Source organism: Robiginitalea rubriflava (assembly GCF_052540725.1).
The window spans coordinates 1,214,493-1,237,512 of the sequence record NZ_CP199309.1; the positions used below are offsets into that span (position 1 = coordinate 1,214,493).

Consider the following 23,020-nt stretch of genomic DNA (forward strand, 5'->3'; position numbering starts at 1 on the left):
TCAAACTATTTAAATATAAAATATGCTACTCAGATCTGCCTCCCCAACTTCCCTTAAATAAACGAATCAGGAATAAAAACAGGGTCAGGATCCACCCCAGTGGATAGGGCAAAATAAACAACCCCCACCAGTACGGATTATCGGAATCGCCCCCAAAACCACCCATAGACGAAAGGATCCATAAACTCAAAACCCCGAAAAGAATTAAGACAGCTGCAGCTCTGAAATACGGATGTTGCGGATCCTTAAAGAGATAAGTGGTAAAGGCTAACATTAAGCTGCCCACGGCAATCAGGATGCTTCCTTCCATTGGATCTAATGTCCCCAGAAGGAATAATACTATGGCTGTGATAAAAGCAATCCGTAGCCATTTCTCTGGGATATCATTGAGCTTCATCCCCCTATTTATTGCTGCACCACCGCAATGGCTTCAATTTCAATCATCCAGTCCGGCAGGGCCAGGGCCTCTACCCCTACCAGGGTGCTGGCCGGCATCTTTAATTCCCCCATAAGCTCCTTCCGGACCCTGCGGAAAACTTCTAAAGTTTCAGGGGTGTAAGCTACAATATAAGTGTTCATTTTAACAACGTCGTTCATAGTAGCCCCAGCCGCCTCGAGGCTTGCCTCCAGGTTTGAGAGGGCAGAACGCATCTGCGCTTCAAAAGTATCTCCGTCACCTACCTGTCCGGAGATGTATACTGTTTTAACCCCATTGTATTCGGTTGTAACGGCTTCCGAGTATCCATCATGGGTGTTAATATGACCCACCTGAAGAACAGCGCCATCACCTGAATGACCACTTTGCGTATCCCCGCAGCCAAAACAAAGGCAAACAACCAAGAGACAAGTCGCTATTAATGCGTAACTCTGATGTTCAGCCTGATTTAAATTCATAAAATTCTCTTTTGTTTTAGTCTGGTTTTTCATGGTATGTTGATTATGGTCCCTCAAGAAATAAAATACCTTTAAAAGACTATATCCAAGTGGGCTATAGATCGTAAAACAAAGAATTATCTCAACTATTTGTACGAATTTTATTCATTGTTTGTAAGGCATATATTTCAATCATAAATTATTATAAGATTCTGATTATCAGATTACTTAGTGGTAAAAAAGGTACAATTAAAATTGAATGCAGGCAATCCTGAAATCTTAAAATTGCATTGGGGTATTTTGCTCTGTTAATCGCCTTTGACTGTATGGATTTGGCCGCTGTATGGCTATCCCTTTTTTTTGGTACATTTAATCCGACTAATTCGAAGACTACAGATCATGAGAAACGCTTGCCTTAAAATGGGCCTGCTCCTGCTGGCCCTTTGCCTGTTGCCACATTCCAATCAGGCACAAAGACGAAAAAATGCCACAGCAACCGAATCCTATCCTGAATCCTTGTATTCCTCCATGGAATACCGGCTTGTGGGACCCTTCCGCGGAGGGCGATCAGCAGCTGTAACCGGGGTGCCCGGAAAACCCAATCTCTTTTATTTCGGGGCCACAGGAGGCGGTGTCTGGAAAACAACCAATGGTGGTCGTAGCTGGGAAAATATTTCCGATGGATTCTTCGGGGGTAGTATAGGTGCCGTTGAGGTATCCCAGAGCGATCCTAATGTAATATACGCTGGAGGGGGTGAGAAAACCGTCCGCGGAAATGTATCCAGTGGTTATGGGGTTTGGAAGACTGAAGATGCCGGAAAATCCTGGACCCAGGCAGGCCTTGCAAAAAGCAGGCATATCCCACGGCTAAAGGTGCATCCGAAAAATTCGGATATTGTTTTTGCAGCTGTTCTGGGTAATATCTATAAGCCCACTGCAGAGCGGGGAATCTATAAAAGTACTGACGGTGGAAAAACCTGGAATCAGGTCCTCTTTGTAAACGAGCAGGCCGGGGCTGTAGACCTCACCTTTGACCCTAACAATCCGCGCATTTTATACGCGAGTACCTGGCGCGTACAGCGCACTCCGTATAGCCTGAGTAGTGGCGGTGCGGGTTCGGCATTATGGAAGTCTACCGATAGCGGGGAAACCTGGACTGAAATTTCCAAAAACGAAGGTTTTCCTGAGGGAACGCTCGGGATTATTGGTGTTACCGTTTCGCCGGTGAATTCGCAACGGGTTTGGGCCATTGTGGAAAACAAAGACAAAGGCGGGCTTTACAGATCAGAAGACGGAGGCAAAAAATGGAGCCAGGTAAATAGCGAACGGAAACTTCGGCAACGCGCCTGGTATTATACACGGGTCTATGCAGATACCCAGGACGAAGACGTAGTCTATGTACTGAATGTACGATATCATAAATCTACAGACGGAGGAAAAACCTTTAACACCTTCAATGCCCCACACGGCGACCATCACGATCTATGGATTGCCCCAGAAGATCCCAATCGGATGATAATAGGAGATGATGGCGGGGCACAGGTAAGCTATGATGGCGGTACTACCTGGAGCACCTATTACAACCAGCCTACTGCACAATTCTACAGGGTAACCACAGACAATTCCTTCCCGTACCGTATCTATGCGGCCCAACAGGACAATTCCACTATCCGTATCCGACACCGCTCAGACGGGCGGTCCATAGATGAGGATGACTGGGAAGAAACGGCCGGGGGAGAATCTGCCCACATTGCCGTAGACCCCAACAATAATGATATTGTTTACGGCGGCAGCTATGGCGGTTTCCTCACCCGCGTAAACCACGAAGCCAATACGGTTCGCGGAATCAATGTCTGGCCAGACAACCCAATGGGTTATGGTGCGGAAGGGATGAAATATCGTTTTCAGTGGAACTTTCCCATCATTTTCAGCAAGCATGATCCCAAAAAACTGTATACATTTTCTAACCATGTACACCTCAGTACAAATGAAGGTCAAAGCTGGGAGTTATTAAGTGGTGACCTTACCCGCAACGACCCTGACAAACTCGTGTCCAGCGGTGGCCCCATAACCCAGGACAATACCGGGGTGGAATATTATTGTACCATTTTTGCGGCAAATGAAAGCCCTTTAAAAGAAGGTTTGCTGTGGGTAGGGAGTGATGACGGCCTGATCCACCTATCGCGAAACGGAGGGGAAAGCTGGGAAAATGTGACCCCGCCCAACCTGCCGGAGTGGAGTATGGTAAACAGTATCGAGCCCTCAGCTTTTGATGAAGGCACCTGCTACGTGGCAGCCACCCGCTATAAACTGGGGGATTTTCAGCCTTACTTATATAAAACCACAGATTACGGTAAAAGCTGGAAAAAAATCACCGCCGGCATAGACAGTGAACATTTCACCAGGGTGCTTAGGGAAGACCCCAAAAGAAAAGGTCTGCTTTATGCAGGGACTGAAACCGGGATGTATATCTCCTTTAACGACGGAGTATCCTGGAAGCCTTTCCAGCTAAACCTTCCAGTTGTCCCAATTACGGATCTGGCGGTTAAGGATAACAACCTGGTTGTAGCTACCCAGGGAAGGAGTCTTTGGATTCTGGATGACCTGACGGTCTTACATCAATTAAACGAGGCAGACCGTTCAGCAGCAGCTATTCTTTATAAACCCAAGGATTCCTATCGCACAAAAGGCAGGGCCTCCAGTACGCCCTCCCTGACGGCCGGTCAGAACCACCCGGCCGGGGTTGTAACCCATTTCTATCTAAAGGAGTTTGGTGAAAAAGATAGCCTTGCGCTTACCTATACCACTATGGCCGGGGACACCCTTGCAAAATTCAGCACCTATTCCAAGGAAAAATCCGAAAAACTGGAACCTGAGAAAGGGGGTAATACACATGTATGGGATACCCGAGGAGAAGGAGCTGAACGCCTGCAAGGCATGATCCTTTGGGCAGCTAATCTGGACGGGGCCAAGGCCGTTCCCGGAACATATAGGGTGCATCTGAATGTCAACGGCGAGTCGCAAAGCGAATCCTTTGCAATCCTTCCGGACCCCCGGGCCGAAGCCAGTGTTTCGGATATGCAGGCACAGTATGATTTCATTACAGATATTAACAAAACCGTAGACCGGGCCCACCAGTCCATCAAAAAGATCAGGAAGGTGACCGAACAACTGGATGCATTTATGAAACAATACAAAGGAAATGAAGCCACCACTGACTTGGTTGAAAAGGCGAAAAAAATGAAAGAAGACTTCGGGGAAATCGAAAAGGCTCTTTACCAGACTCAGAACCGAAGCAACCAGGACCCGCTGAATTTCCCAATCCGCCTAACGAACAAACTGGCCCATCTGAACAGCCTTACCGGTTTTGATGATTTCCGGCCCACAGACCAGGCCATTGCCGTGAAAAATGAACTTACGGCCAAAATCAATACCCAACTGCAGGCCTTTGACCAATTGGTGGATGACGAGATCTCGGCCTTTAACAAGTCGTTTAATGAATTGAGCCTGAATTATCTTTTTATAGAAGAATGATACGGGAGTACTCAAAAGAAAACCCCAGCCTTTTGGCCGGGGTTTTTTGCTTTATAGTCTTTATAATTAACGGGTTTTAATATAAAAGCTTACAAGTTCATAAGCTCTTCAATAGCATCCGCTTCAATAGGTATGTTTTTCATCAGGTTTTTGGGCTCCCCTTTTTGCTGTATCACCACGTCATCTTCGAGGCGTATCCCGAACCCCTCTTCCGGTATATAAATCCCGGGCTCCACCGTAAATACCATATTGGGTTTCATAGGCGTCTTCAGGGCGCCGTAATCATGGGTGTCCAAACCTATGTGGTGACTGGTCCCGTGCATAAAATACTTCTTATAGGCCGGCCACTCCGGGTTTTCGTTGGCTATATCTGACTTATCCAACAAGCCCAGGCCCTGTAATTCGGCTGTCATTATTTTCCCAACCTCTTTGTGGTACTCAGCCCAAAGCGTTCCGGGCACCAGCATTTTTGTAGCCTCGTCTTTTACCCGCAAAACCGCATTGTAAACCTCCTTCTGCCTTTTACTGAACCTCCCGCTCACAGGGATAGTACGAGTCATATCACTGGAATAATTTGCGTATTCGGCCCCTACATCCATCAAGATCAGGTCTCCTGCTTTGCACTGTTGGTTGTTTTCTACATAATGGAGGACATTGGCATTATTCCCGCTGGCGATTATAGGAGTATAGGCAAATCCTCTGGAGCGGTTCCGGATAAATTCATGAAGGTACTCCGCCTCAATTTCGTATTCCCAGACCCCGGGTTTTACAAAGTCCAGCACCCTCCTGAATCCCTTTTCGGTAATCCCGCAGGCCGTCTGCATCAAATCCAGTTCTTCGGGTTCCTTAATCCCGCGGATCTCCTGTAATATAGGATTGCTTTTGGCCACCGCATGTGCTGGAAATTTTTCTTTTGAAGCCTTTATAAAGCGCGCCTCGCGGGTCTCTGTTTCCACTGCCTGCCGGTAGTGTTCATTGGTGTTGTAATAAATAGTTTCCGCTTCTGTCATCAGGTCAAAGAATACTTTATCGAACTCGGATAACCAGTAAACCGTTTTTATCCCGGATACGGCAAATGCGCGTTCTTTGGTCAGTTTTTCGCCTTCCCATACCGCAATATGCGCATTGGTTTCACGCACAAAAAGAACCTCCCTGTGTTTCGGGTTGAGGGCGTCCGGGAAAAGCAGCAAGATAGATTCTTCCTGATCCACCCCGCTGAGGTAAAACAGGTCCGGTGCCTGATGAAAGGGCATAGTACTGTCTGCCCCGATGGGATAGATATCATTGGAATTAAAAACCGCCAGGCTCCCGGGTTTCATCTGAGCCATAAACTTCTGGCGATTCTTCACAAATAACTTAAAGTTGATCGGATGGTATTTCATAGAATAAACCTTTTTTCAAAGGTACATAACCGGATCCTGATGCTAAAAAAAAAGGGGGCTACAAAGGCCCCCATAAAATTAGGTTGGTTAGTTTAATTGATTCAAGTTCATCCGGATTGCGCTGGCACGTACAAAGTTATCGATTCGTTCAGGTATTGCACCTTTCTTATGACAATCCTTTGGATTCCTAATAAGTCTTATTAAATCCTCAATAAATTAACAAAATTTTAAGTTCCTGTGCAATAGTTTTGTTACTTTTCTCGCTTCAACGAAGCTAATCGATAAAACATTATCTATGAAATGGAACGCTACTCTTCTGATGATTTTCACGACAACATTCTTGCTGGCACAAACCTCGCCAACTGAAGCTTCCAAAGTACAGGCTGCGCTTGAGGCCAAGGCTGAAATGGCTGAAAATTCTATAGTAAAAAACCTCTCCCTGGTCAATATAGGCCCTAGTATTATGAGTGGCCGTGTTGTAGACCTTGCGGTAAATCCTGATAAACCCACAGAGTTCTTCGTTGCTTATGCTTCAGGTGGCCTATGGTACACAAATAACAATGGCATACGCTTCAGCCCGGTTATGGACCAGACCCCAACACAAAATCTGGGAGCCGTTGCCGTACACTGGCCGTCAGGAACGGTCTGGGCAGGTACGGGGGAGAACAATTCCTCCCGGTCTTCCTACGCGGGAATTGGCCTTTTAAAATCAAACGATATGGGAAAGAGCTGGAGCTATAGTGGCCTTCCGGATTCCCATCATATAGGAAGGATTTCAATACATCCACAGCAGCCGGATGAAGTGGTGGTGGCTGTATCAGGACACTTGTACTCAGATAATCCTGAGCGCGGGCTTTACAAAACCACAGATGGAGGGCAAAGCTGGAAACGGGTATTATATATAGACGAGGGAACCGGGGCCATAGACCTGGTACGATCTCCCGACAATCCGGACGTTTTATATGCGTCAACCTGGGAGCGGGAACGCAACGCCTGGAATTTTACAGAGGCTGGCCGGGGCTCGGGAATATATAAGTCTGCAGACGGGGGCAACAACTGGACCCTTGTAAGCGGGCCGGGTTTAGGGTTTCCAACAGGGGAAGGTACGGGCAGAATTGGGTTGGCTGCCTTTGACCAGCATACCATTTATGCTGTTTTGGACAATCAGAACCGAAGAGCCGTGGATGAGGAGGGTAGTGACGAGGAAAGGCTGGAAAAAGATGATTTCAGGAACATGAATGTAACTGCTTTTATGGCCCTGGACCGTCATAAACTGAATAGGTTTCTGGAGGAGAATAACTTTCCCAGAAAATACCGGGCGGAAAATGTGAAGGATCTGGTAAGGAAGGGTTCGGTAAAGCCAGAAGACCTGGCACTTTATCTGGAAGATCCCAACTCCCTTTTGTTTGATGCCCCTGTGATAGGAGCTGAGGTATATCTCTCAGAAGATGGCGGGAAAAGCTGGAAAAAGACCCATAAGGGTTATATAGATGGGTTGTATTACAGTTATGGCTATTATTTCGGGCAGATTTCCGTTGCTCCCTACGACAAGAATCAAATTTATATCTCCGGGGTCCCCCTGCTGCGTTCTGGGGATGGGGGTAAAACCTTTAATTCTATCGATGGGGAAAATGTGCATTCAGACCATCATATTGTATGGGTTGACCCGAACCTCGCCGGCCACCTGATCAATGGGAATGACGGAGGTGTTAATATTTCCTATGATTACGGGGCCAGCTGGATTAAAAACAACAACCCGCAGGTTGGACAATTTTATGCTATTCAGGTAGACCAGCAACAACCTTACCGGGTTTACGGTGGTTTGCAGGACAACGGGGTCTGGATGGGTGCCCACAATGCATCTGAATCTGACCGCTGGCATCAAAGCGGGGAATACCCTTGGAAGTCCATTATGGGCGGAGACGGGATGCAGGTCCAGGTAGATAAGCGAAACGCCAATATCGTCTATACCGGGTATCAGTTTGGGAATTACTTCCGCCTGGATTTGGAAAATGAAGAAAGTAGCAGGATTAAACCCCAGCATGAACTGGGGGAAGCTCCTTACCGTTTTAACTGGCAAAGCCCCATTTTACTTTCCCCCCATAATCAGGATATCCTGTACTTTGGGAGCAATAGACTGCACCGTTCCATGAACCAGGGTGCAGACTGGACCACCCTGTCGCCGGATCTGACCACCGGTGGAAAGAAAGGGGATGTTCCCTACGGTACCCTTGGCACTATTTCAGAATCGCCTTTGCAATTTGGTTTGTTATATACCGGAAGTGACGACGGCCTGGTTCATGTAAGCAAGGACGCCGGGGCGTCATGGGAGCGTATCTCAGATAATTTGCCTCAGTCGCTCTGGGTAAGCCGTGTAGCAGCTTCAAAGCACAGCAAGGGAAGGGTTTATGTGGCCTTGAATGGCTACCGCTGGGATGACTTTACCCCCTATATTTACCTTAGTGAAGATTTTGGAAACAGCTGGAAATCTATTTCCGGAGGTATCCCGGCATCCCCGGTAAATGTGGTTCTGGAAGATCCTGTGAATGAAAACTTGCTTTTTGCAGGTACCGATAACGGCCTCTATGTTAGCTTTAACAAAGGTGAGAATTGGGAGATGATGCAAAACGGCATGCCCAATGTAGCCGTTCATGACCTGGTCATTCAGGAAAGGGAAAAACATTTGCTGGTTGGAACCCATGGCCGCAGTATCTTCAGGGCAGACATTGCTCCGCTCCAGAAGTTAACCCCTGACGCCCTCCAAAAAGAATTATTGATATTTGAATTGGAAGATATCCTGCATTCCGGTCGCTGGGGGAATAGCTTTTCCCCCTGGAGTGAGCCGTCAACTCCTGGAATAGATGCTGTTTTTTACAGCCGGAATGGCGGAAAAGTTACGGCCAGCATTCAAACCGCAGATGGGATTACCCTATCTGAAACTGAGATGCAGGCAGACCCGGGGCTGAATGTGCTTTCTTATGACCTGGCCTTTTCAAAAACAGGAAAAAGCGATTACCTCAAGAAGTATAAAGTCCCCCTGAAAGAGGCTTCCAATGGCAAAACATATCTCCCCAAGGGAAGTTATAAGATCGAATTAAAACTAGGCAACAACAGTATGGATCAATCATTCAAGGTAAAATAAGCATGGAACTAAACCTGAGTATCCCGGCCCTTTTATTTCCGGCTATATCCCTGAGTATGCTCGCCTACAACGCGAGGTACCTGGCCATCGCCGCACTAATCAGGCAATTGCACAAGGCCTATCAGCAACAGGCGAGTCCCACCCTCAGCCAGCAGGTACGCCAGCTCCAGCAACGCCTGGGTATTATCAAACAAATGCAGGCAATTGCCATTCTGAGCTTTTTGTTCAGCGCCATCAGTATGTTTTTAATATACATCGAATGGCGCTTCTGGGCCAATCTGGTATTCGGGATCAGCCTGCTGGCCCTAATGGTTTCTTTGGTGCTGAGTTTTATAGAAGTGCAGCTCTCCACCCGCTCTCTGGAGGTCCAGCTTTCAGATATGGAGGGCAAGTAAAGCAATATTTTTCCAGGCTAAAGAGTCATTTCCCCGAAATCTGCTTAAAACGATTCTAAATGAAGGCGAGAATGCGGCTTTAGGTTTGTTATTCAGTTACCTGTGAAGTATTTTTGTACCTGCTTTATAAAAACCAACTCCCTATGAGCGGAATCGCTAAAACGTCTATTGCCCGGAAGGTCATCATGGCCCTGTCCGGACTATTTTTGGTACTCTTTCTCGCCCTGCACGTAACCATCAACCTCAGTTCCGTGATCAGCCCGGAAACTTTTAACACCTGGTCGCATTTTATGGGGTATAACCCGGTGGTTCAATTCCTGATGCAGCCGATCCTTATTGCAGGGGTAATTGTGCACTTTGTGATGGGTATAGTGCTGGAATATCAAAACAACAAGGCAAGGAACGTCAAGTATGTGAAATATAAAGGAGGGGCCAACGCCCCCTGGGTTTCACGGAACATGATCGTTACCGGTTTAGTTGTGCTCGCTTTTCTGGGGCTGCACTTTTACGATTTCTGGGTTCATGAAATGGCCTATAAATATGTTGAGGCAAACCCGGAAGACCCGACACGCTATTACGCTGAAACCGTTGAGAAGTTTGTGCCTTTCTGGAGGACTGCAATTTATGTGGTTTCTTTCGTACTGCTTTCCCTTCACCTGTGGCACGGATTTGCATCCTCTTTCCAGAGCATGGGGATTAACAACAAATACAGCCCGGCGATACGCAACTTTACGCGCTTGTACGCGATCGTAGTTCCATTATTGTTCGTCTTCATCGCCTTGTACCATCACCTTAACCCAATAACGCATTAATTATGGCAATTTTGGATTCAAAAGTTCCTTCCGGCCCGCTGGCTGAGAAATGGACTAAACATAAGAACGACATTAACCTGGTTAACCCGGCCAACAAACGAAACATCGATGTTATTGTGGTGGGTACAGGTCTGGCAGGTGGTGCTGCCGCTGCTACCCTGGCAGAACTGGGCTACAATGTAAAGACCTTTTGTTACCAGGATTCCCCCAGGCGTGCGCACAGTATTGCTGCCCAGGGCGGGATCAATGCCGCCAAGAATTACCAGGGCGACGGTGACAGCCCTTACCGGCTATTTTACGATACCATTAAAGGGGGGGACTATCGTTCCAGGGAAGCCAATGTATACAGGCTGGCCGAAGAATCGGTAAATATTATAGACCAGTGTGTGGCTCAGGGGGTTCCCTTTGCCCGTGAATATGGAGGCCTGCTGGACAACCGCTCTTTTGGAGGAGTATTGGTTTCCCGCACCTTCTACGCTAAAGGACAAACGGGGCAACAACTGCTTTTGGGGGCATATGCCGCCATGAACCGGCAAATAAACCGCGGTAAAATAAAGGCCTTTAACCGGCATGAAATGCTGGATCTGGTCCTGATTGACGGCAAGGCCCGGGGTATTATTGCCAGGGACCTGGTTAGCGGGCAGATTGAAAGGCACTCCGCCCATGCCGTGGTTTTGGCTTCCGGAGGCTATGGAAATGTCTTCTATCTCTCCACCAATGCTATGGGAAGCAACGTTACGGCTGCCTGGCGGGCACACCGGCGCGGAGCATTTTTTGCGAATCCCTGTTATACCCAAATACACCCTACCTGTATCCCGGTTTCCGGAGACCACCAGTCAAAACTTACCCTCATGTCCGAGTCTCTTAGAAATGACGGACGTATCTGGGTGCCCAAAAATCCGGAAGATGCGCAAGCCATACGGGAAGGCAAATTGAAACCCACAGAAATCTCAGAAGAAAACCGGGATTACTACCTGGAACGCAGGTATCCTGCTTTCGGAAACCTGGTTCCGCGGGATGTGGCCTCACGTGCCGCAAAAGAGCGTTGCGATGCCGGGTTTGGCGTCAATAAAACAGGTGAAGCTGTCTATCTGGATTTCTCATCAGCTATTCAGCGATACGGAAAGGAAAAAGCGCTCACCTCGGGTATAAAAGATCCGGATGCGGAAACCATTACCCGATTGGGGGAAGAGGTTATTGCTGCCAAATACGGAAACCTCTTCCAGATGTACGAGAAAATCGTAGATCAAAACCCTTATAAGACCCCCATGATGATCTATCCCGCAGTACACTATACCATGGGTGGGTTATGGGTCGATTACAACCTGCAAACGACCATTCCGGGCTGTTACAGCGCCGGGGAGGCCAATTTCAGTGATCACGGAGCCAACAGGCTTGGAGCTTCCGCCCTGATGCAAGGCCTGGCCGATGGCTATTTTGTGCTACCCTACACCATAGGGGATTATCTTTCTGACGACATCAGAACGGGCCCAATCTCAACCGAAAGTGAGGCCTTCGATAAAGCTGAAGCAGATGTTCGTGAACGTCTGCAGCGACTCATGTCTGCCAAAGGGAAGCATCCCGTGGATTACTACCATAAAAAACTTGGTAAGATCATGTGGAACAAATGTGGGATGTCCCGTAACGAAAAGGAACTCAAGGAAGCTATAAAAGAGATTGCCGAACTCCGCAATGACTTTTATGAAAACGTACGGGTTCCCGGGGATATGGAAGAGCCCAACCAGGAACTGGAAAAGGCCGGAAGGGTAGCAGATTTCCTTGAATTGGGAGAACTTTTTGCCAAAGACGCCCTGCACAGGAACGAATCTTGCGGGGGGCACTTCAGGGAGGAATATCAAACGCCAGAGGGGGAAGCCCTGAGAGACGATAAGAATTTCCGTTATGTGGCGGCCTGGGAATACAAAGGCGAGCCCAAGGATGCAAAACTCCACAAAGAGGAGCTGGTCTTTGAAAATGTAGAATTAAAAACTAGAAGTTATAAATAGGACAGGAACTTCAAAAGGTCTTAAAGGTCCTTTTGAGGTGTGCTAAAATAAATGCTATGAAATTACTCTTAAAAATTTGGAGACAGAAAGATACCCAATCCAAAGGGAAACTGGTGGAGTACCCTATCAGCGGAATAGAAGGAGACATGTCCTTCCTGGAGATGCTGGATGTACTCAACCAGGAGCTGATCGAAAAAGGTGAGGAACCGGTTGTATTTGATCACGATTGCCGGGAGGGGATTTGCGGAAGCTGTTCCCTGCAGATTAACGGGGAGCCGCATGGCCCGGATCGGATGGTTACCACCTGCCAGCTGCATATGAGGAGGTTTAAGGATGGGGACACCATTGTAATTGAGCCTTTCCGAGCTACTGCTTTTCCTGTGATCAAGGACTTAATGATAGACCGCTCAGCATTTGACCGCATTCAACAGGCAGGAGGCTACATTTCTGTAAATACTTCCGGCCATACTGTTGATGCCAATGCCATCCCGATTGAAAAGAATCATGCAGACGACGCCTTTGCAGCAGCCACCTGTATCGGATGCGGGGCCTGTGTGGCAGCCTGTAAAAACGCGAGTGCCATGCTCTTTACATCTGCCAAGGTTTCTCAGTTCGCCCTATTGCCCCAGGGGAGAGTTGAAGCAACGGAACGCGTACAGAATATGGTCCGGCAGATGGACCTGGAAGGTTTTGGGAACTGTACCAATACGGGGGCCTGTGAAGTGGAGTGTCCTAAAGGGATTTCACTTGAAAACATCGCCCGTATGAACCGGGAATACCTGATGGCTACTACCAAGGGTTAAAATATTTACATATTCAGTAAAACCCGGGAGCGTGTGCTTCCGGGTTTTTTTATGGCATAACGCCCAATATCCTTAAATTTATGCCCGTATGAAAGTCCGTCTAAAATCTAAATTACCCAATCTCGAAACCTCAATCTTCACGGTCATGAGTCAGATGGCCCATAAGGAAAAGGCCATTAACCTTTCCCAGGGGTTTCCGGACTTTGGCGCAGACCCTGAATTACTCGATCTCTACAGAGAGGCAATCGCCGATGGATACAACCAATACGCCCCAATGGGCGGTATTTTTTCCCTGAGGGAAGCTATCTCCGAAAAAACCGCAGCCCTGTACGGGGCAGTTTACCATCCCGAAAAAGAAATAACGGTTACAGCGGGTGCTACCCAGGCCATCTATACGGCTATTGCTTCGGTTGTCTATCCTGGAGATGAAGTGATTGTGTTTAAACCAGCTTACGATTGCTACGAACCTTCCGTAATTGCCCAGGGAGGAATTCCTGTTGTGCTACAACTTAAAGGGCCGGATTTCAGAATAGATTGGGAGGCGCTCAGGCAGGCCATAACCCCCAAAACGAGGATGATTATGCTGAACAGCCCCCACAATCCCAGCGGCACGCTGTTAAAGGCCGAGGACCTGTTACAGCTTCAGGAGATCCTCAGGGGAACCGATATTTTAGTCCTGAGCGACGAAGTTTATGAACACCTGGTCTTTGATGGCTATACGCATGAAAGTGTTTGCAAGTATACAGATCTGAAGGAGCGTTCCTTTATTTGCGCCTCTTTTGGAAAGACTTTCCATGTAACCGGCTGGAAAATGGGTTATTGCCTGGCACCTGAAACGCTGATGCGGGAGTTTCGGAAAATACACGAATTTGTGGTGTTTGCCGTAAACCATCCGGCCCAAAAGGCGATTGCCAACTATCTGAAGAATCCTGAACACTACCAGTACTTAGGGAGCTTCTTCCAGAAAAAACGCGACCTGTTCTTACAGGGAATAAAAGGTTCACGATTCCGGTTTACCCCTTCCGAAGGGACTTATTTTCAATTGCTGGATTATTCTGAAATTTCCGAGGATCCGGATTTGGAATTCGCCAAAAAACTTACTGTTGAACAGGGTGTGGCCAGTATCCCCATTTCCGTCTTCAACGTTAACCGGGCAGACCACCACCAGCTGCGCTTCTGCTTTGCCAAAACGGATGAGACCTTAAAGCGGGCTACGGAAATTCTGTCGACCCTCTAGGGCATGGCGTGGTAAACCTTAGCCACAAATTCGCCTACTTGAGAGGGTTCCAGCCATCGCAGTACCATAACAAGCTCGTTTTTTTGGTCCACGATAATAAAATTACCTCCAAAGCCAGCCGCATAGAAAACATGTTCCGGGACTCCTTCCCACTGTCGGGGACCTTTTCGGTTCAGCCACCACATATAGCCGTAATTTGTATTCGGTACAGAAGGAGTCATAGCTTCCTGTATCCACCCATCTGAAATGACAGATTGCCCTTTCCATTTACCATCTCCCATAAAAAGCAATCCAAAACGGGCCATATCCTCGGCACTAATAAAGATCCCCGCTCCGGAATGGCCGCCTCCCGTAACAGACTGCATTTTCAATCCGTCTATTATTGTCCAGGCGTGGTCATATCCAAACCAACGCCATGATGAGGAGGCTCCTATAGGGTCCATCAGTTCCTCTTTCAGGACCTGAGGCAACGGTTTTCTCCAGACATGGGTTAGCGAATAGGCAAGTACATTGACACGAACATCATTATACTCCATTACTGTGCCGGGCTCCCGCAGTTCCCTGTTCCTCCACTGATCTATTCCCCCCTCTGCAGGCGGGCGGTCTGCCCAGTCGTGCAATCCCCACAGGGATCCAGACCAGTCTGAATTCTGCTGTAGTAGGTGGGCCCAGCTTATTTGTTTATTGTGCTCACCTTCAAAAGTGCCATCCCAGATATAATCTGCCACCTTATCTTCCATGGAGGGTATCAGGCCTTTTTGCTTTGCCAGGCCCGCTACTGTAGAGAGGAAACTCTTGGTTACACTGAAGGTCATATCCACCCTTTTGATATCTCCCCAGGATGCCAGCAGGTATCCGTTCTTCAGAATCACTCCGGCTGGCCCTCCCCTTTTCTTAACAGGCCCTAAAAGCTCGTGGTAGGGTTCCCTTGCAAAGCCTTTAAGAATCGCACGGCGTAAATCACGATCTCCTGAGTATTCATTTGCCATGGCGAACTTAACGGCATCCTGCAGGCTGCTGCCGGATATCCCGAATGATTCAGCGGAACGTTCTTCCCATTGCTGCCCCTGATCGGGATAAAATATGGTTTCCTGTCCCTGAAGCAAAATGATATTCAGGCTGAGAAAAACAATTAGCATTACATTTCTTTTCATCTTAAAAAATTAGTGTTCCTTATTATTCGAATCCCCGTTCAGCTCTATTTTCATCATCCAGTCCATCTGCCGATCAGAACCGATGTAATAGGGGTGTTTGTCAAATGTAGTGAATCCGTATTCCTTATAAAATCGGATAGCCCCCAGGTTGTGCTCCCATACCCCCAGCCAAATGTATTTTTTGCCTTTTTCCCGACCCAGGTGCAGTATTTCATTCAGCATACTTCTGCCGAAACCCTTCCCCTGATATCCTTTGAAAATATAGATCCGCTCCAGTTCCAGAGCATCAGGGTCCTGAAGTTCGCTTTGAGCAGATGCTTCATTGATTTTGCAATAACCTACCCGCTCATTACCCACAATAGCCCAGTAAAATGTTGTTTCAGGATTGAGAAGCTCCCCTTTCAGCTGATCTGTATTGAAGGCTTTCTGAAGATACAACTGAAAATCTTCAGGATTGTTCTGCTTTTCAAAGGCATCCCTGAACGTTTGCACAGATACCTCCCGAAGTTGGGCCAGGTCAGCTATGGTACATCTTTGCAGGCGAATGGGCATCACCCTTTAAATGTAAATAAAAGGCATAAAAAAAGCCCCTTTAAGGGGCTCTTTTTGTGCCTTAACTAAACACTTAAAGCATAAATAATTTCTTTGCCAAGAGCAGCATCCCGCTTAAAAAATCGTTGCGGTAGATGTTTACTTCATCTTTTTGTGGCATCTGATTGATTTGGGCTTCCATAGTTGTTTTTAGGTTTGTGAGTCTTGCTTTGGGGAAAAAGGCTCAAATACAGTATAAACTTAAAATTTAGGAACGGAATATCCGATAATTTGTTGTAAACGTTCGTTAAATTGTTGTGAAAATTAAATACTGCAATAGTTAAAGTAAAAAGCTGTGCAAATTGGTGAATCTAAAGTGCCATCTCCGGAACCTCTTCAGGTACTGTAAGCCTGCCTTCTGTGGCTTCCCGAATGGTCTGTACTGATACCCCGGGTGCTCTTTCAAGCAAGAGAAAACCATCGGCGGTTACTTCCAGAACAGCCAGGTTAGTAACAATCTTTTTTACGCAACGAACTCCTGTTAACGGCAGGCTGCATTTTTTAAGGAGTTTGGACTGTCCTGCCTTATTGGTATGCATCATGGCCACAATAATATTTTCTGCAGAGGCTACCAAATCCATTGCCCCTCCCATTCCCTTAACCATTTTCCCGGGAATTTTCCAATTGGCGATGTCTCCGTTATCGGCTACCTCCATGGCCCCGAGTATGGTGAGGTCTACATGCTGCCCCCGGATCATGGCAAAGCTGAGGGAAGAGTCAAAAAAGGAAGCTCCCGATAGTGTTGTAATGGTCTGCTTTCCGGCATTGATAATATCTGCATCTTCCTCTCCTTCCCAGGGAAAAGGTCCCATCCCGAGAACACCATTTTCACTCTGAAATTCTACCTGAATATCCTCCCGGACAAAATTGGCTACCAGAGTAGGAATACCAATTCCCAGGTTAACATAATAGCCATCTTTTACTTCCTTTGCAATCCGCTTTGCGATGCCGTTCTTGTCAAGCATAATTATCTTTTTCGTACGGTCCGTTGTTCAATCCTTTTCTCGTAATGCGCTCCCTGAAAAATACGCTGAACAAAAATACCGGGAATGTGAATCTGATTAGGGTCCAGACTACCCGCTGGAAGCAATTCCTCCACCTCAGCCACTGTTACTTTGGCAGCTCCGCACATACAGGGATTGAAATTACGAGCCGTCCCCTTAAAAATAAGGTTCCCAGCTTCATCTCCCTTCCATGCCTTTACAAAAGCAAAATCCGCTTCGTAGGCCTTTTCCATCACATACATCTTCCCATGGAATTCGCGAGTCTCTTTGCCTTCGGCCACTTCAGTACCAAAGCCCGCAGGTGTATAAAAAGCAGGGATCCCGGCCTGAGCAGCCCGGCACTTTTCCGCAAGGGTCCCCTGCGGGGTCAGCTCCACTTCCAGTTCCCCGCTGAGCATCTGCCGTTCAAACTCGTCATTCTCCCCAACATAGGAAGAAATCATTTTCTTTATCTGCTTTTTTTGTAAAAGCAGGCCCAGTCCAAAATCATCCACCCCGGCATTGTTGCTGATACAGGTGATATCCCTGATCCCAAGGTTAACCAGCTCCGAAATGATATTCTCCGGGATTCCGCAAAGACCAAATCCTCCAAGCATAAAAGTCATGCCGTCGGAAACCCCATTAAGGGCCTCTTTAACAGTGCTTACTTTTTTTAATATCATCTTGTTTTCAAATAATACAGGAGCTAAAACCCCTGCAGTGCGTTAAAAATCCAGATCATCCAAATCGTCTTCCAACTCTTTATTCTGCTCGGCCTCCTCTTCACTTATATCACAATCAATTCGGATGGACATTTCCTCAGGCTTCACAAAATCTTCTTTGGAAATATTCAGATCGCTGTTCGCGTAGTTCTCTTTCATATAAAGGGCCCATATAGGCAGGGCCATGGATGCTCCCTGACCATAGAGGATGCTCTTAAAATGGGTGGCCCGGTCTTCACCTCCTACCCAGACCCCTGTAACCAGGTTGGGGACCATCCCCATAAACCAACCGTCACTTTGGTTTTGGGTGGTACCTGTCTTTCCGGCTATCGGATTGGTAAATTGATAAGGATATCCGGTCATGATTTCTTGATACACCCGATTATCTTTATTCATACTGTGGCGCAAACGGGTACCTGACCCCCCCTCGGTGACGCCTTTCATAAGATCAATCATTGCATAGGCAACTTCCTTACTCAAAACATCCTTGGTTTCCGGGGTATATTCATAAAGGACGGTCCCATTTTTATCTTCAATGCGCGTAACCATTACAGGTTTAACGTAAACTCCCTGATTGGCGAAAGCCCCGTAAGCCCCAACCATTTCGTAAACATTGAAATCCGGAGTTCCGAGTGCTATTGAGGGCACCTCCGGGATATCCCGGGTAAGCCCAAGGCTTTTCACAATTGAAACCACCGGTCTGGGGCCAACCTCATCTATCAATTGGGCGGTTACAGTATTGACTGAATTAGCCAACGCATCTTTAAGGGTATAAGTCCTTCCTGAATACTTTCCATCCGAATTTTTAGGGCACCATGGTTCCGGATTACCGTGCTTCCCGGCTTCAATACAATATTGCGTGTCGGGAAGTGTATCGCAGGGCGATCGCCTGAGTTGGTCAATGGCCGCAGCGTAAACAAAGGGCTTGAATGTTGACCCTGCCTGCCGTGCTCCCTGAATAACATTGTCGTATTGAAAATGCCTGTAATTCAAGCCACCTACCCAGGCTTTCACGTGTCCGGTCTGGGGCTCCATAGACATCATGGCTGCCCTTAGGAAAGTCTTGTAATAACGAATGGAATCCAAAGGAGTCATTAGGGTGTCTTTTTCCTTGGTGGATGCATTCCAGTCAAAAACGGTCATTTCGGTTGGCACATTGAAGGATTCCCTGATTTCCTTCTCAGATTTGCCCGCGTCTTTCATTCCGCGCCAGCGGGCTGAGTTCTTCATAGCCCGTTCCATAATTCCTTTTATCTCTTCCGAGTTGAGGTCTACAAAGGGGGTGGTTGGGTTTCTCTGTTGCGTATTCTGTACAAAATATTCCTTCTGGAGTTTGTTCATGTGTGCCTGTACGGCTGCTTCGGCATTTGCCTGCATCCTGGAATCTATGGTTGTGTAAACCTTTAACCCGTCCAGGTAGATATTCCAGGTATCCCTTTCGCCTTTCAAAGCCGGTTTGGGGTTTTCAGCAATCCACTCTTTAAGCCAGCGTTGCAGGTACATTCTAAAGTAGGCTGCAGGACCCTGGCTATGGCTTTCAGGATTGTAATTAATATCCATTTTGGAGGCGATAAGGGAATCCCTGACATCCTCGGTTATATAGTCGTATTTAGCCATTTGGGCCAGAACCGTATTGCGACGGTCCTTGGTCATTTCCTCCCGTCTGAGCGGATTAAAAAGGGACGAATTCTTCAACATCCCAACCAGCATTGCTGATTCCTCTGTCTTCAGTTCCGGTGGTTCTTTTCCAAAGTAGATGCGGGCTGCCGAGCGTATCCCGTCGGCATTATTCCCAAAATCATAGATGTTCAGATACATCGAAATAATTTCTTCTTTGGTATAATTGCGTTCCAGACGGGTGGCAATCACCCATTCCTTGATTTTCTGAGTTACGGCTTCGAAGACGTTACGGCTTCGGACCCCTACAAACAATTGTCTGGCCAATTGCTGGGAAATGGTACTCGCGCCTCCGCGGGTGCCCAAGAAGAATAATGCTCTGAGGAAGCCCCTCGCATCGATACCTGAGTGTTCATAGAATCGGGCATCTTCTGTGGCCACCAGGGCGTTCACCAGGTTTTCTGGTAAGTCTTCATAAGCAATCGGGGTGCGGTTGTCATCCAGGTAATATTTTCCGAGGGTCTTGCCGTCACTGGAAATAATTTCCGTGGCCAGATTGGTCTGAGGGTTTTCCAAACGTTCAAAAGTGGGCATTTCACCAAAAGCCCCCCAGGATGCCAGGAGAAATATCAATACCACAGCCAGAATCCCGCTTGCAAAGAGTATCCAGAACCATTTTATAAAAGGCCAGAACCCTTTAGTGTTCTTCTTTTGCGTTTTTTTGGACATATCCGAATTATTCTATCTTTTCTATCTGAAGACCTACATCTATAATACCGGGAAGGGATTGAATCCCTTCTACCTGCCCGTTTTTACGCATCGCATGAGACAGGTTTACGGTATATACGCCAGATGTGGGAAAAACGACGTCTTCCTTATACTATAATTTATTTTCCCTTACGCTTCCGAAGCCGGAGCCCAGCCACTGGCCGGAAGCATCTGCCATTTCGTATTCCAGGGTGTCCCTCTGGGTTTTACCATCAGGGAATTCTATTTCAGCAATAATAAAAAGGTTACTGTACGGATAATTATTATCATTCCTCAAATTGATAAACAACTGATGTGCACGAATTGTATCCGGGTCTGAAAAAGTAAATTCAAAAACTTCATCCCTATCCCATGAAGTATCCAGGGTGCTCTGAAAAGAAGCGTAGTACAACTGGTCTTTGCATCCGGAAAAAACAAACAGGAAAACCATTGCAATCAGAACTCTATGCATTTTTACTATTTCTTTTTTTTCGGTTCCTTCCTTTTTTTCGTTTTCCTCTGCGTTTTCCTTTGGGCTGGTCAAAGCGCGTCAGGCTATCCTGCCCCACTGCATTTTCAAAAGTAACCTTTTCTTCCCTTGCATGTTCCAGCGCATACTCCTCCAGGCTGGTTACTTTAGCTTTCTTTTTATTGAGCTCCAGTACTTCCTGTACCTGCTCCCTGGAAAGGGTATGCCAGGTTCCGGGATCATCTTTATAGGAAAACCATAGAATCCCTTTAAAAATATCTGTTTTCTGACAAAAAGCCACCCCCTTTTCCGTAAAAAGTTTGCTGTCTGCAGGCGGGAAGTCCTTCAGGGCATCCATGTAAGTATCCAGTTCATAATTCAGGCAACATTTAAGCTTTCCGCATTGTCCTGCAAGCTTCTGAGGATTCAGGGATAGTTGCTGATAGCGGGCCGCTGCCGTACTTACTGACCTGAAATCTGTTAACCAGGTTGAACAACAAAGTTCCCTGCCACAGGAACCAATTCCCCCCAGGCGCTGTGCCTCCTGCCGATAGCCAATCTGTCGCATTTCAATGCGAATACCAAAGGCCTTGGCCATATCCTTGATTAGTTGCCTGAAATCGACCCTATCCTCTGCAGTATAATAGAAAGTTGCCTTGGACCCGTCACCCTGGAATTCCACATCAGAAATTTTCATTTCCAGCTTGAGGATAATGGCCATTTCCCGGGACCTCTTTTTGATTTCTTCTTCTTTGCCCCGGCATTTTTGCCATTTGTCGACGTCCTTTTGAGTGGCCTTTCGATAAATTTTGGGTAGTTCGGAATCCGGAGGAATATTCTTCTTTCTCATCTGGACTTTAACCAGCTCCCCGGTAAGGGTAACGATCCCGACATCGTGACCTGATTTTGCCTGAGTGGCAACCACATCTCCTATTGAAAGGGTCAGGCCCTCTGTATTTCTGAAAAATTCTTTCCTGCTGTTTTTAAAACGAACTTCCACCCCATCAAATGTCTCCTGCCCGCCGGGCAAAGACATGTTGGAAAGCCAGTCAAACACAGTAAGTTTATTACAGCCATCCGTACCGCAGGTACCATTGTTCCTACATCCGCGCGGCTGTTCTCCCGAACCGGTTGAACAACTGCTACACCCCATATTTAATATCTTGGTTTGACTCCCTCAAACAAAGAGGGGGCCAAAAAAGGTTCATAATTAATTTTCAATCGTAAAGATAGGATAAATATTGAAGGCAGGCGAAGCCTTCGTCTCATAAAGCCGCCTGAAAAAGCAGAAGGAATAGGGTTGTACTAACTTGAAAAAGCTTCCGGGCTTTTCTTGAATTTCAGAACCTCAGACCGGCCTTTCTTAAAAATCTTATTGCTTGCCTCTTTGCCCTGGCGCAGCTTTTTCTGTTCTTCATACGGCAGGGCGTGAATTTCCTTGCAGTTATCCGAGCAGCAATTATCCATTTCCCGGGCGCAATCCTCGCATTGGATAAAAAGCAGGTGGCAGGCCTCGTTTGCACAGTTCACATGGGTATCACAGGGTTTCCCGCATTGGTGGCAACTGGCAATGACCTCATCGGAGATACGCTCTCCCCTGCGATGGTCAAAAACAAAGTTTTTTCCCCTGAATTTATTTTCGAGCTTCTTTTCCCTTACCTGCCGGGTATATTCAATAATCCCCCCTTCCAACTGGTAAACCTGTTTAAAGCCTTTGTGTTTGTAGTATGCGCTGGCCTTCTCGCAACGGATCCCCCCGGTACAATACATTACCAGTTTTTTGTCTTCCTTGTGATCCTTTAGTTGCTCCTCTATCAGATCTAGGGAATCCCTGAAGGTATCTACGTCCGGAGTGATTGCATTCTGAAAATGACCAATTTCGCTCTCGTAATGGTTTCGCATATCCACTACTATCGCATTGGGATCCTCTATCAATTCGTTGAACTTAAGAGCGTCTACATGCACGCCTTTCTTAGTCACATCAAAACTTCCATCATCCAGGCCATCCGCAACGATTTTGCGGCGAACCTTTACCTTTAATTTCAGGAAGGACTTGTTGTCCTGTTCAATGGCAATGTTCAGTCTTACTCCCTTCAGAAAGGAAATGCTGTCCAGGTGGCGCTTAAAGGCTTTAAAATTATCCGCAGGCACAGATAACTGGGCATTTACCCCTTCTTTGGCTACATATATCCTCCCGAGGACTTCCAACTCGTCCCAATGGATAAACAAGTGATTGCGGAAAATTTGTGGATTCCCGATATGGGCGTACTTATAGAAAGAGATGGTCAGGCGATCCTTTCCGGCCTGGTCAATAAGCGCTTCTCTTTCTTTTGCACTTAACGTATTGTACAGTTGCATGCTATACCAATTTGAAAAGTTAGAAGAAAATTCCCGGCAAAGGTAATTAATCTGCGGAAAGGACTCAAAAAAAGAAACCCTGTAGTGGTTACAGGGTTTTAAGGGATCTCGGCAATTTTTCTTTTTCACAGTATTCTGATGAAACCGAATTGCGGTCTCAGGTATTTACTTGCCGGTCCAAAACGGACAGTCAAC

The 23,020-nt window shown here is 47.0% G+C and carries 17 protein-coding genes and 1 pseudogene; 7 read left to right on the forward strand and 11 right to left on the reverse strand.

Features of this window, described 5'->3' with window-relative positions; genetic code table 11:
• Window positions 1-25: 25 nt before the first annotated feature.
• Window positions 26-397, reverse strand: a complete 372-nt coding sequence (locus ACT6NU_RS05615) for a hypothetical protein (RefSeq protein WP_445383485.1) — start codon at window positions 395-397, stop codon at window positions 26-28.
• An 8-nt stretch (window positions 398-405) separates the two neighbouring features.
• Entirely contained in the window at window positions 406-894 is a 489-nt protein-coding gene (locus ACT6NU_RS05620; protein ID WP_445383486.1) for a RidA family protein, read from the reverse strand.
• A gap of 378 nt (window positions 895-1,272) precedes the next feature.
• Here ACT6NU_RS05620 and ACT6NU_RS05625 point away from each other — a divergent pair, with 378 nt between their 5' ends.
• Window positions 1,273-4,407 (forward strand): VPS10 domain-containing protein, encoded by a 3,135-nt coding sequence (locus ACT6NU_RS05625; RefSeq protein ID WP_445383487.1) that lies wholly within the window; start codon window positions 1,273-1,275, stop codon window positions 4,405-4,407.
• 89 nt (window positions 4,408-4,496) lie between these two features.
• Here the strand turns inward: ACT6NU_RS05625 and ACT6NU_RS05630 are convergent, their stop codons facing one another.
• Entirely contained in the window at window positions 4,497-5,789 is a 1,293-nt protein-coding gene (locus ACT6NU_RS05630) for an aminopeptidase P family protein (protein ID WP_445383488.1), read from the reverse strand.
• 295 nt (window positions 5,790-6,084) lie between these two features.
• On the opposite strand from ACT6NU_RS05630, the gene ACT6NU_RS05635 reads away from it, so the two are divergent.
• The 6 genes from ACT6NU_RS05635 (at window position 6,085) to ACT6NU_RS05660 (ending at window position 14,184) form a co-directional block, all read left to right on the forward strand.
• A complete protein-coding gene (locus ACT6NU_RS05635; RefSeq protein WP_445383489.1) occupies window positions 6,085-8,931 on the forward strand; it encodes a glycosyl hydrolase in 2,847 nt (948 codons plus the stop codon).
• A gap of 2 nt (window positions 8,932-8,933) precedes the next feature.
• Window positions 8,934-9,326 (forward strand): DUF2721 domain-containing protein, encoded by a 393-nt coding sequence (locus ACT6NU_RS05640; RefSeq protein WP_445383490.1) that lies wholly within the window; start codon window positions 8,934-8,936, stop codon window positions 9,324-9,326.
• 143 nt (window positions 9,327-9,469) lie between these two features.
• A complete protein-coding gene (locus tag ACT6NU_RS05645) occupies window positions 9,470-10,138 on the forward strand; it encodes a succinate dehydrogenase cytochrome b subunit (protein WP_445383491.1) in 669 nt (222 codons plus the stop codon).
• Between the two features lie 2 nt (window positions 10,139-10,140).
• Window positions 10,141-12,144: a fumarate reductase/succinate dehydrogenase flavoprotein subunit gene (locus ACT6NU_RS05650; RefSeq protein ID WP_445383492.1), complete on the forward strand. Its 2,004-nt coding sequence runs from the start codon at window positions 10,141-10,143 to the stop codon at window positions 12,142-12,144.
• A gap of 56 nt (window positions 12,145-12,200) precedes the next feature.
• The gene (locus ACT6NU_RS05655; protein ID WP_445383493.1) at window positions 12,201-12,947 is read left to right on the forward strand and encodes a succinate dehydrogenase/fumarate reductase iron-sulfur subunit; all 747 of its coding nucleotides are present in this window, start codon (window positions 12,201-12,203) and stop codon (window positions 12,945-12,947) included.
• An 88-nt stretch (window positions 12,948-13,035) separates the two neighbouring features.
• The gene (locus ACT6NU_RS05660) at window positions 13,036-14,184 is read left to right on the forward strand and encodes a methionine aminotransferase (protein WP_445383494.1); all 1,149 of its coding nucleotides are present in this window, start codon (window positions 13,036-13,038) and stop codon (window positions 14,182-14,184) included.
• On the opposite strand, the gene ACT6NU_RS05665 is transcribed toward ACT6NU_RS05660, so the two are convergent.
• From ACT6NU_RS05665 to trhO, 8 genes and pseudogenes are all read right to left on the reverse strand, one after another.
• The gene (locus ACT6NU_RS05665) at window positions 14,181-15,338 is read right to left on the reverse strand and encodes a serine hydrolase domain-containing protein (protein ID WP_445383495.1); all 1,158 of its coding nucleotides are present in this window, start codon (window positions 15,336-15,338) and stop codon (window positions 14,181-14,183) included. The two genes, ACT6NU_RS05660 and ACT6NU_RS05665, sit on opposite strands and share 4 nt — an antisense overlap.
• 9 nt (window positions 15,339-15,347) lie before the next feature.
• Window positions 15,348-15,890, reverse strand: a complete 543-nt coding sequence (locus ACT6NU_RS05670) for a GNAT family N-acetyltransferase (protein ID WP_445383496.1) — start codon at window positions 15,888-15,890, stop codon at window positions 15,348-15,350.
• Between the two features lie 350 nt (window positions 15,891-16,240).
• The gene (locus ACT6NU_RS05675) at window positions 16,241-16,894 is read right to left on the reverse strand and encodes a 3-oxoacid CoA-transferase subunit B (RefSeq protein WP_445383497.1); all 654 of its coding nucleotides are present in this window, start codon (window positions 16,892-16,894) and stop codon (window positions 16,241-16,243) included.
• A gap of 2 nt (window positions 16,895-16,896) precedes the next feature.
• A complete protein-coding gene (locus ACT6NU_RS05680; protein ID WP_445383498.1) occupies window positions 16,897-17,595 on the reverse strand; it encodes a CoA transferase subunit A in 699 nt (232 codons plus the stop codon).
• Between the two features lie 42 nt (window positions 17,596-17,637).
• Window positions 17,638-19,980 (reverse strand): penicillin-binding protein 1A, encoded by a 2,343-nt coding sequence (locus ACT6NU_RS05685; protein ID WP_445383499.1) that lies wholly within the window; start codon window positions 19,978-19,980, stop codon window positions 17,638-17,640.
• 7 nt (window positions 19,981-19,987) lie between these two features.
• A pseudogene (locus ACT6NU_RS05690) lies at window positions 19,988-20,470 on the reverse strand (gliding motility lipoprotein GldH).
• The gene (locus ACT6NU_RS05695; RefSeq protein ID WP_445383500.1) at window positions 20,463-21,620 is read right to left on the reverse strand and encodes a PSP1 domain-containing protein; all 1,158 of its coding nucleotides are present in this window, start codon (window positions 21,618-21,620) and stop codon (window positions 20,463-20,465) included. Before ACT6NU_RS05695 ends, ACT6NU_RS05690 begins: the two are co-directional and overlap by 8 nt.
• Before the next feature lie 152 nt (window positions 21,621-21,772).
• Window positions 21,773-22,825, reverse strand: a complete 1,053-nt coding sequence (gene trhO / locus ACT6NU_RS05700; protein WP_445383501.1) for an oxygen-dependent tRNA uridine(34) hydroxylase TrhO — start codon at window positions 22,823-22,825, stop codon at window positions 21,773-21,775.
• Window positions 22,826-23,020: the final 195 nt, after the last annotated feature.

Excerpts from the sequence above, each read along its gene's own strand:
- ACT6NU_RS05665 (WP_445383495.1), bottom strand. The coding sequence starts at position 15,338 with ATGAAAAGAAATGTAATGCTAATTGTTTTTCTCAGCCTGAATATCATT.
- ACT6NU_RS05655 (WP_445383493.1), top strand. The coding sequence starts at position 12,201 with ATGAAATTACTCTTAAAAATTTGGAGACAGAAAGATACCCAATCCAAA.
- ACT6NU_RS05685 (WP_445383499.1), bottom strand. The coding sequence starts at position 19,980 with ATGTCCAAAAAAACGCAAAAGAAGAACACTAAAGGGTTCTGGCCTTTT.
- ACT6NU_RS05680 (WP_445383498.1), bottom strand. The coding sequence starts at position 17,595 with ATGATATTAAAAAAAGTAAGCACTGTTAAAGAGGCCCTTAATGGGGTT.
- ACT6NU_RS05695 (WP_445383500.1), bottom strand. The coding sequence starts at position 21,620 with ATGGGGTGTAGCAGTTGTTCAACCGGTTCGGGAGAACAGCCGCGCGGA.
- ACT6NU_RS05670 (WP_445383496.1), bottom strand. The coding sequence starts at position 15,890 with ATGCCCATTCGCCTGCAAAGATGTACCATAGCTGACCTGGCCCAACTT.
- ACT6NU_RS05615 (WP_445383485.1), bottom strand. The coding sequence starts at position 397 with ATGAAGCTCAATGATATCCCAGAGAAATGGCTACGGATTGCTTTTATC.
- trhO (WP_445383501.1), bottom strand. The coding sequence starts at position 22,825 with ATGCAACTGTACAATACGTTAAGTGCAAAAGAAAGAGAAGCGCTTATT.
- ACT6NU_RS05630 (WP_445383488.1), bottom strand. The coding sequence starts at position 5,789 with ATGAAATACCATCCGATCAACTTTAAGTTATTTGTGAAGAATCGCCAG.
- ACT6NU_RS05640 (WP_445383490.1), top strand. The coding sequence starts at position 8,934 with ATGGAACTAAACCTGAGTATCCCGGCCCTTTTATTTCCGGCTATATCC.
- ACT6NU_RS05650 (WP_445383492.1), top strand. The coding sequence starts at position 10,141 with ATGGCAATTTTGGATTCAAAAGTTCCTTCCGGCCCGCTGGCTGAGAAA.
- ACT6NU_RS05635 (WP_445383489.1), top strand. The coding sequence starts at position 6,085 with ATGAAATGGAACGCTACTCTTCTGATGATTTTCACGACAACATTCTTG.
- ACT6NU_RS05645 (WP_445383491.1), top strand. The coding sequence starts at position 9,470 with ATGAGCGGAATCGCTAAAACGTCTATTGCCCGGAAGGTCATCATGGCC.
- ACT6NU_RS05675 (WP_445383497.1), bottom strand. The coding sequence starts at position 16,894 with ATGCTTGACAAGAACGGCATCGCAAAGCGGATTGCAAAGGAAGTAAAA.
- ACT6NU_RS05620 (WP_445383486.1), bottom strand. The coding sequence starts at position 894 with ATGAATTTAAATCAGGCTGAACATCAGAGTTACGCATTAATAGCGACT.
- ACT6NU_RS05625 (WP_445383487.1), top strand. The coding sequence starts at position 1,273 with ATGAGAAACGCTTGCCTTAAAATGGGCCTGCTCCTGCTGGCCCTTTGC.
- ACT6NU_RS05660 (WP_445383494.1), top strand. The coding sequence starts at position 13,036 with ATGAAAGTCCGTCTAAAATCTAAATTACCCAATCTCGAAACCTCAATC.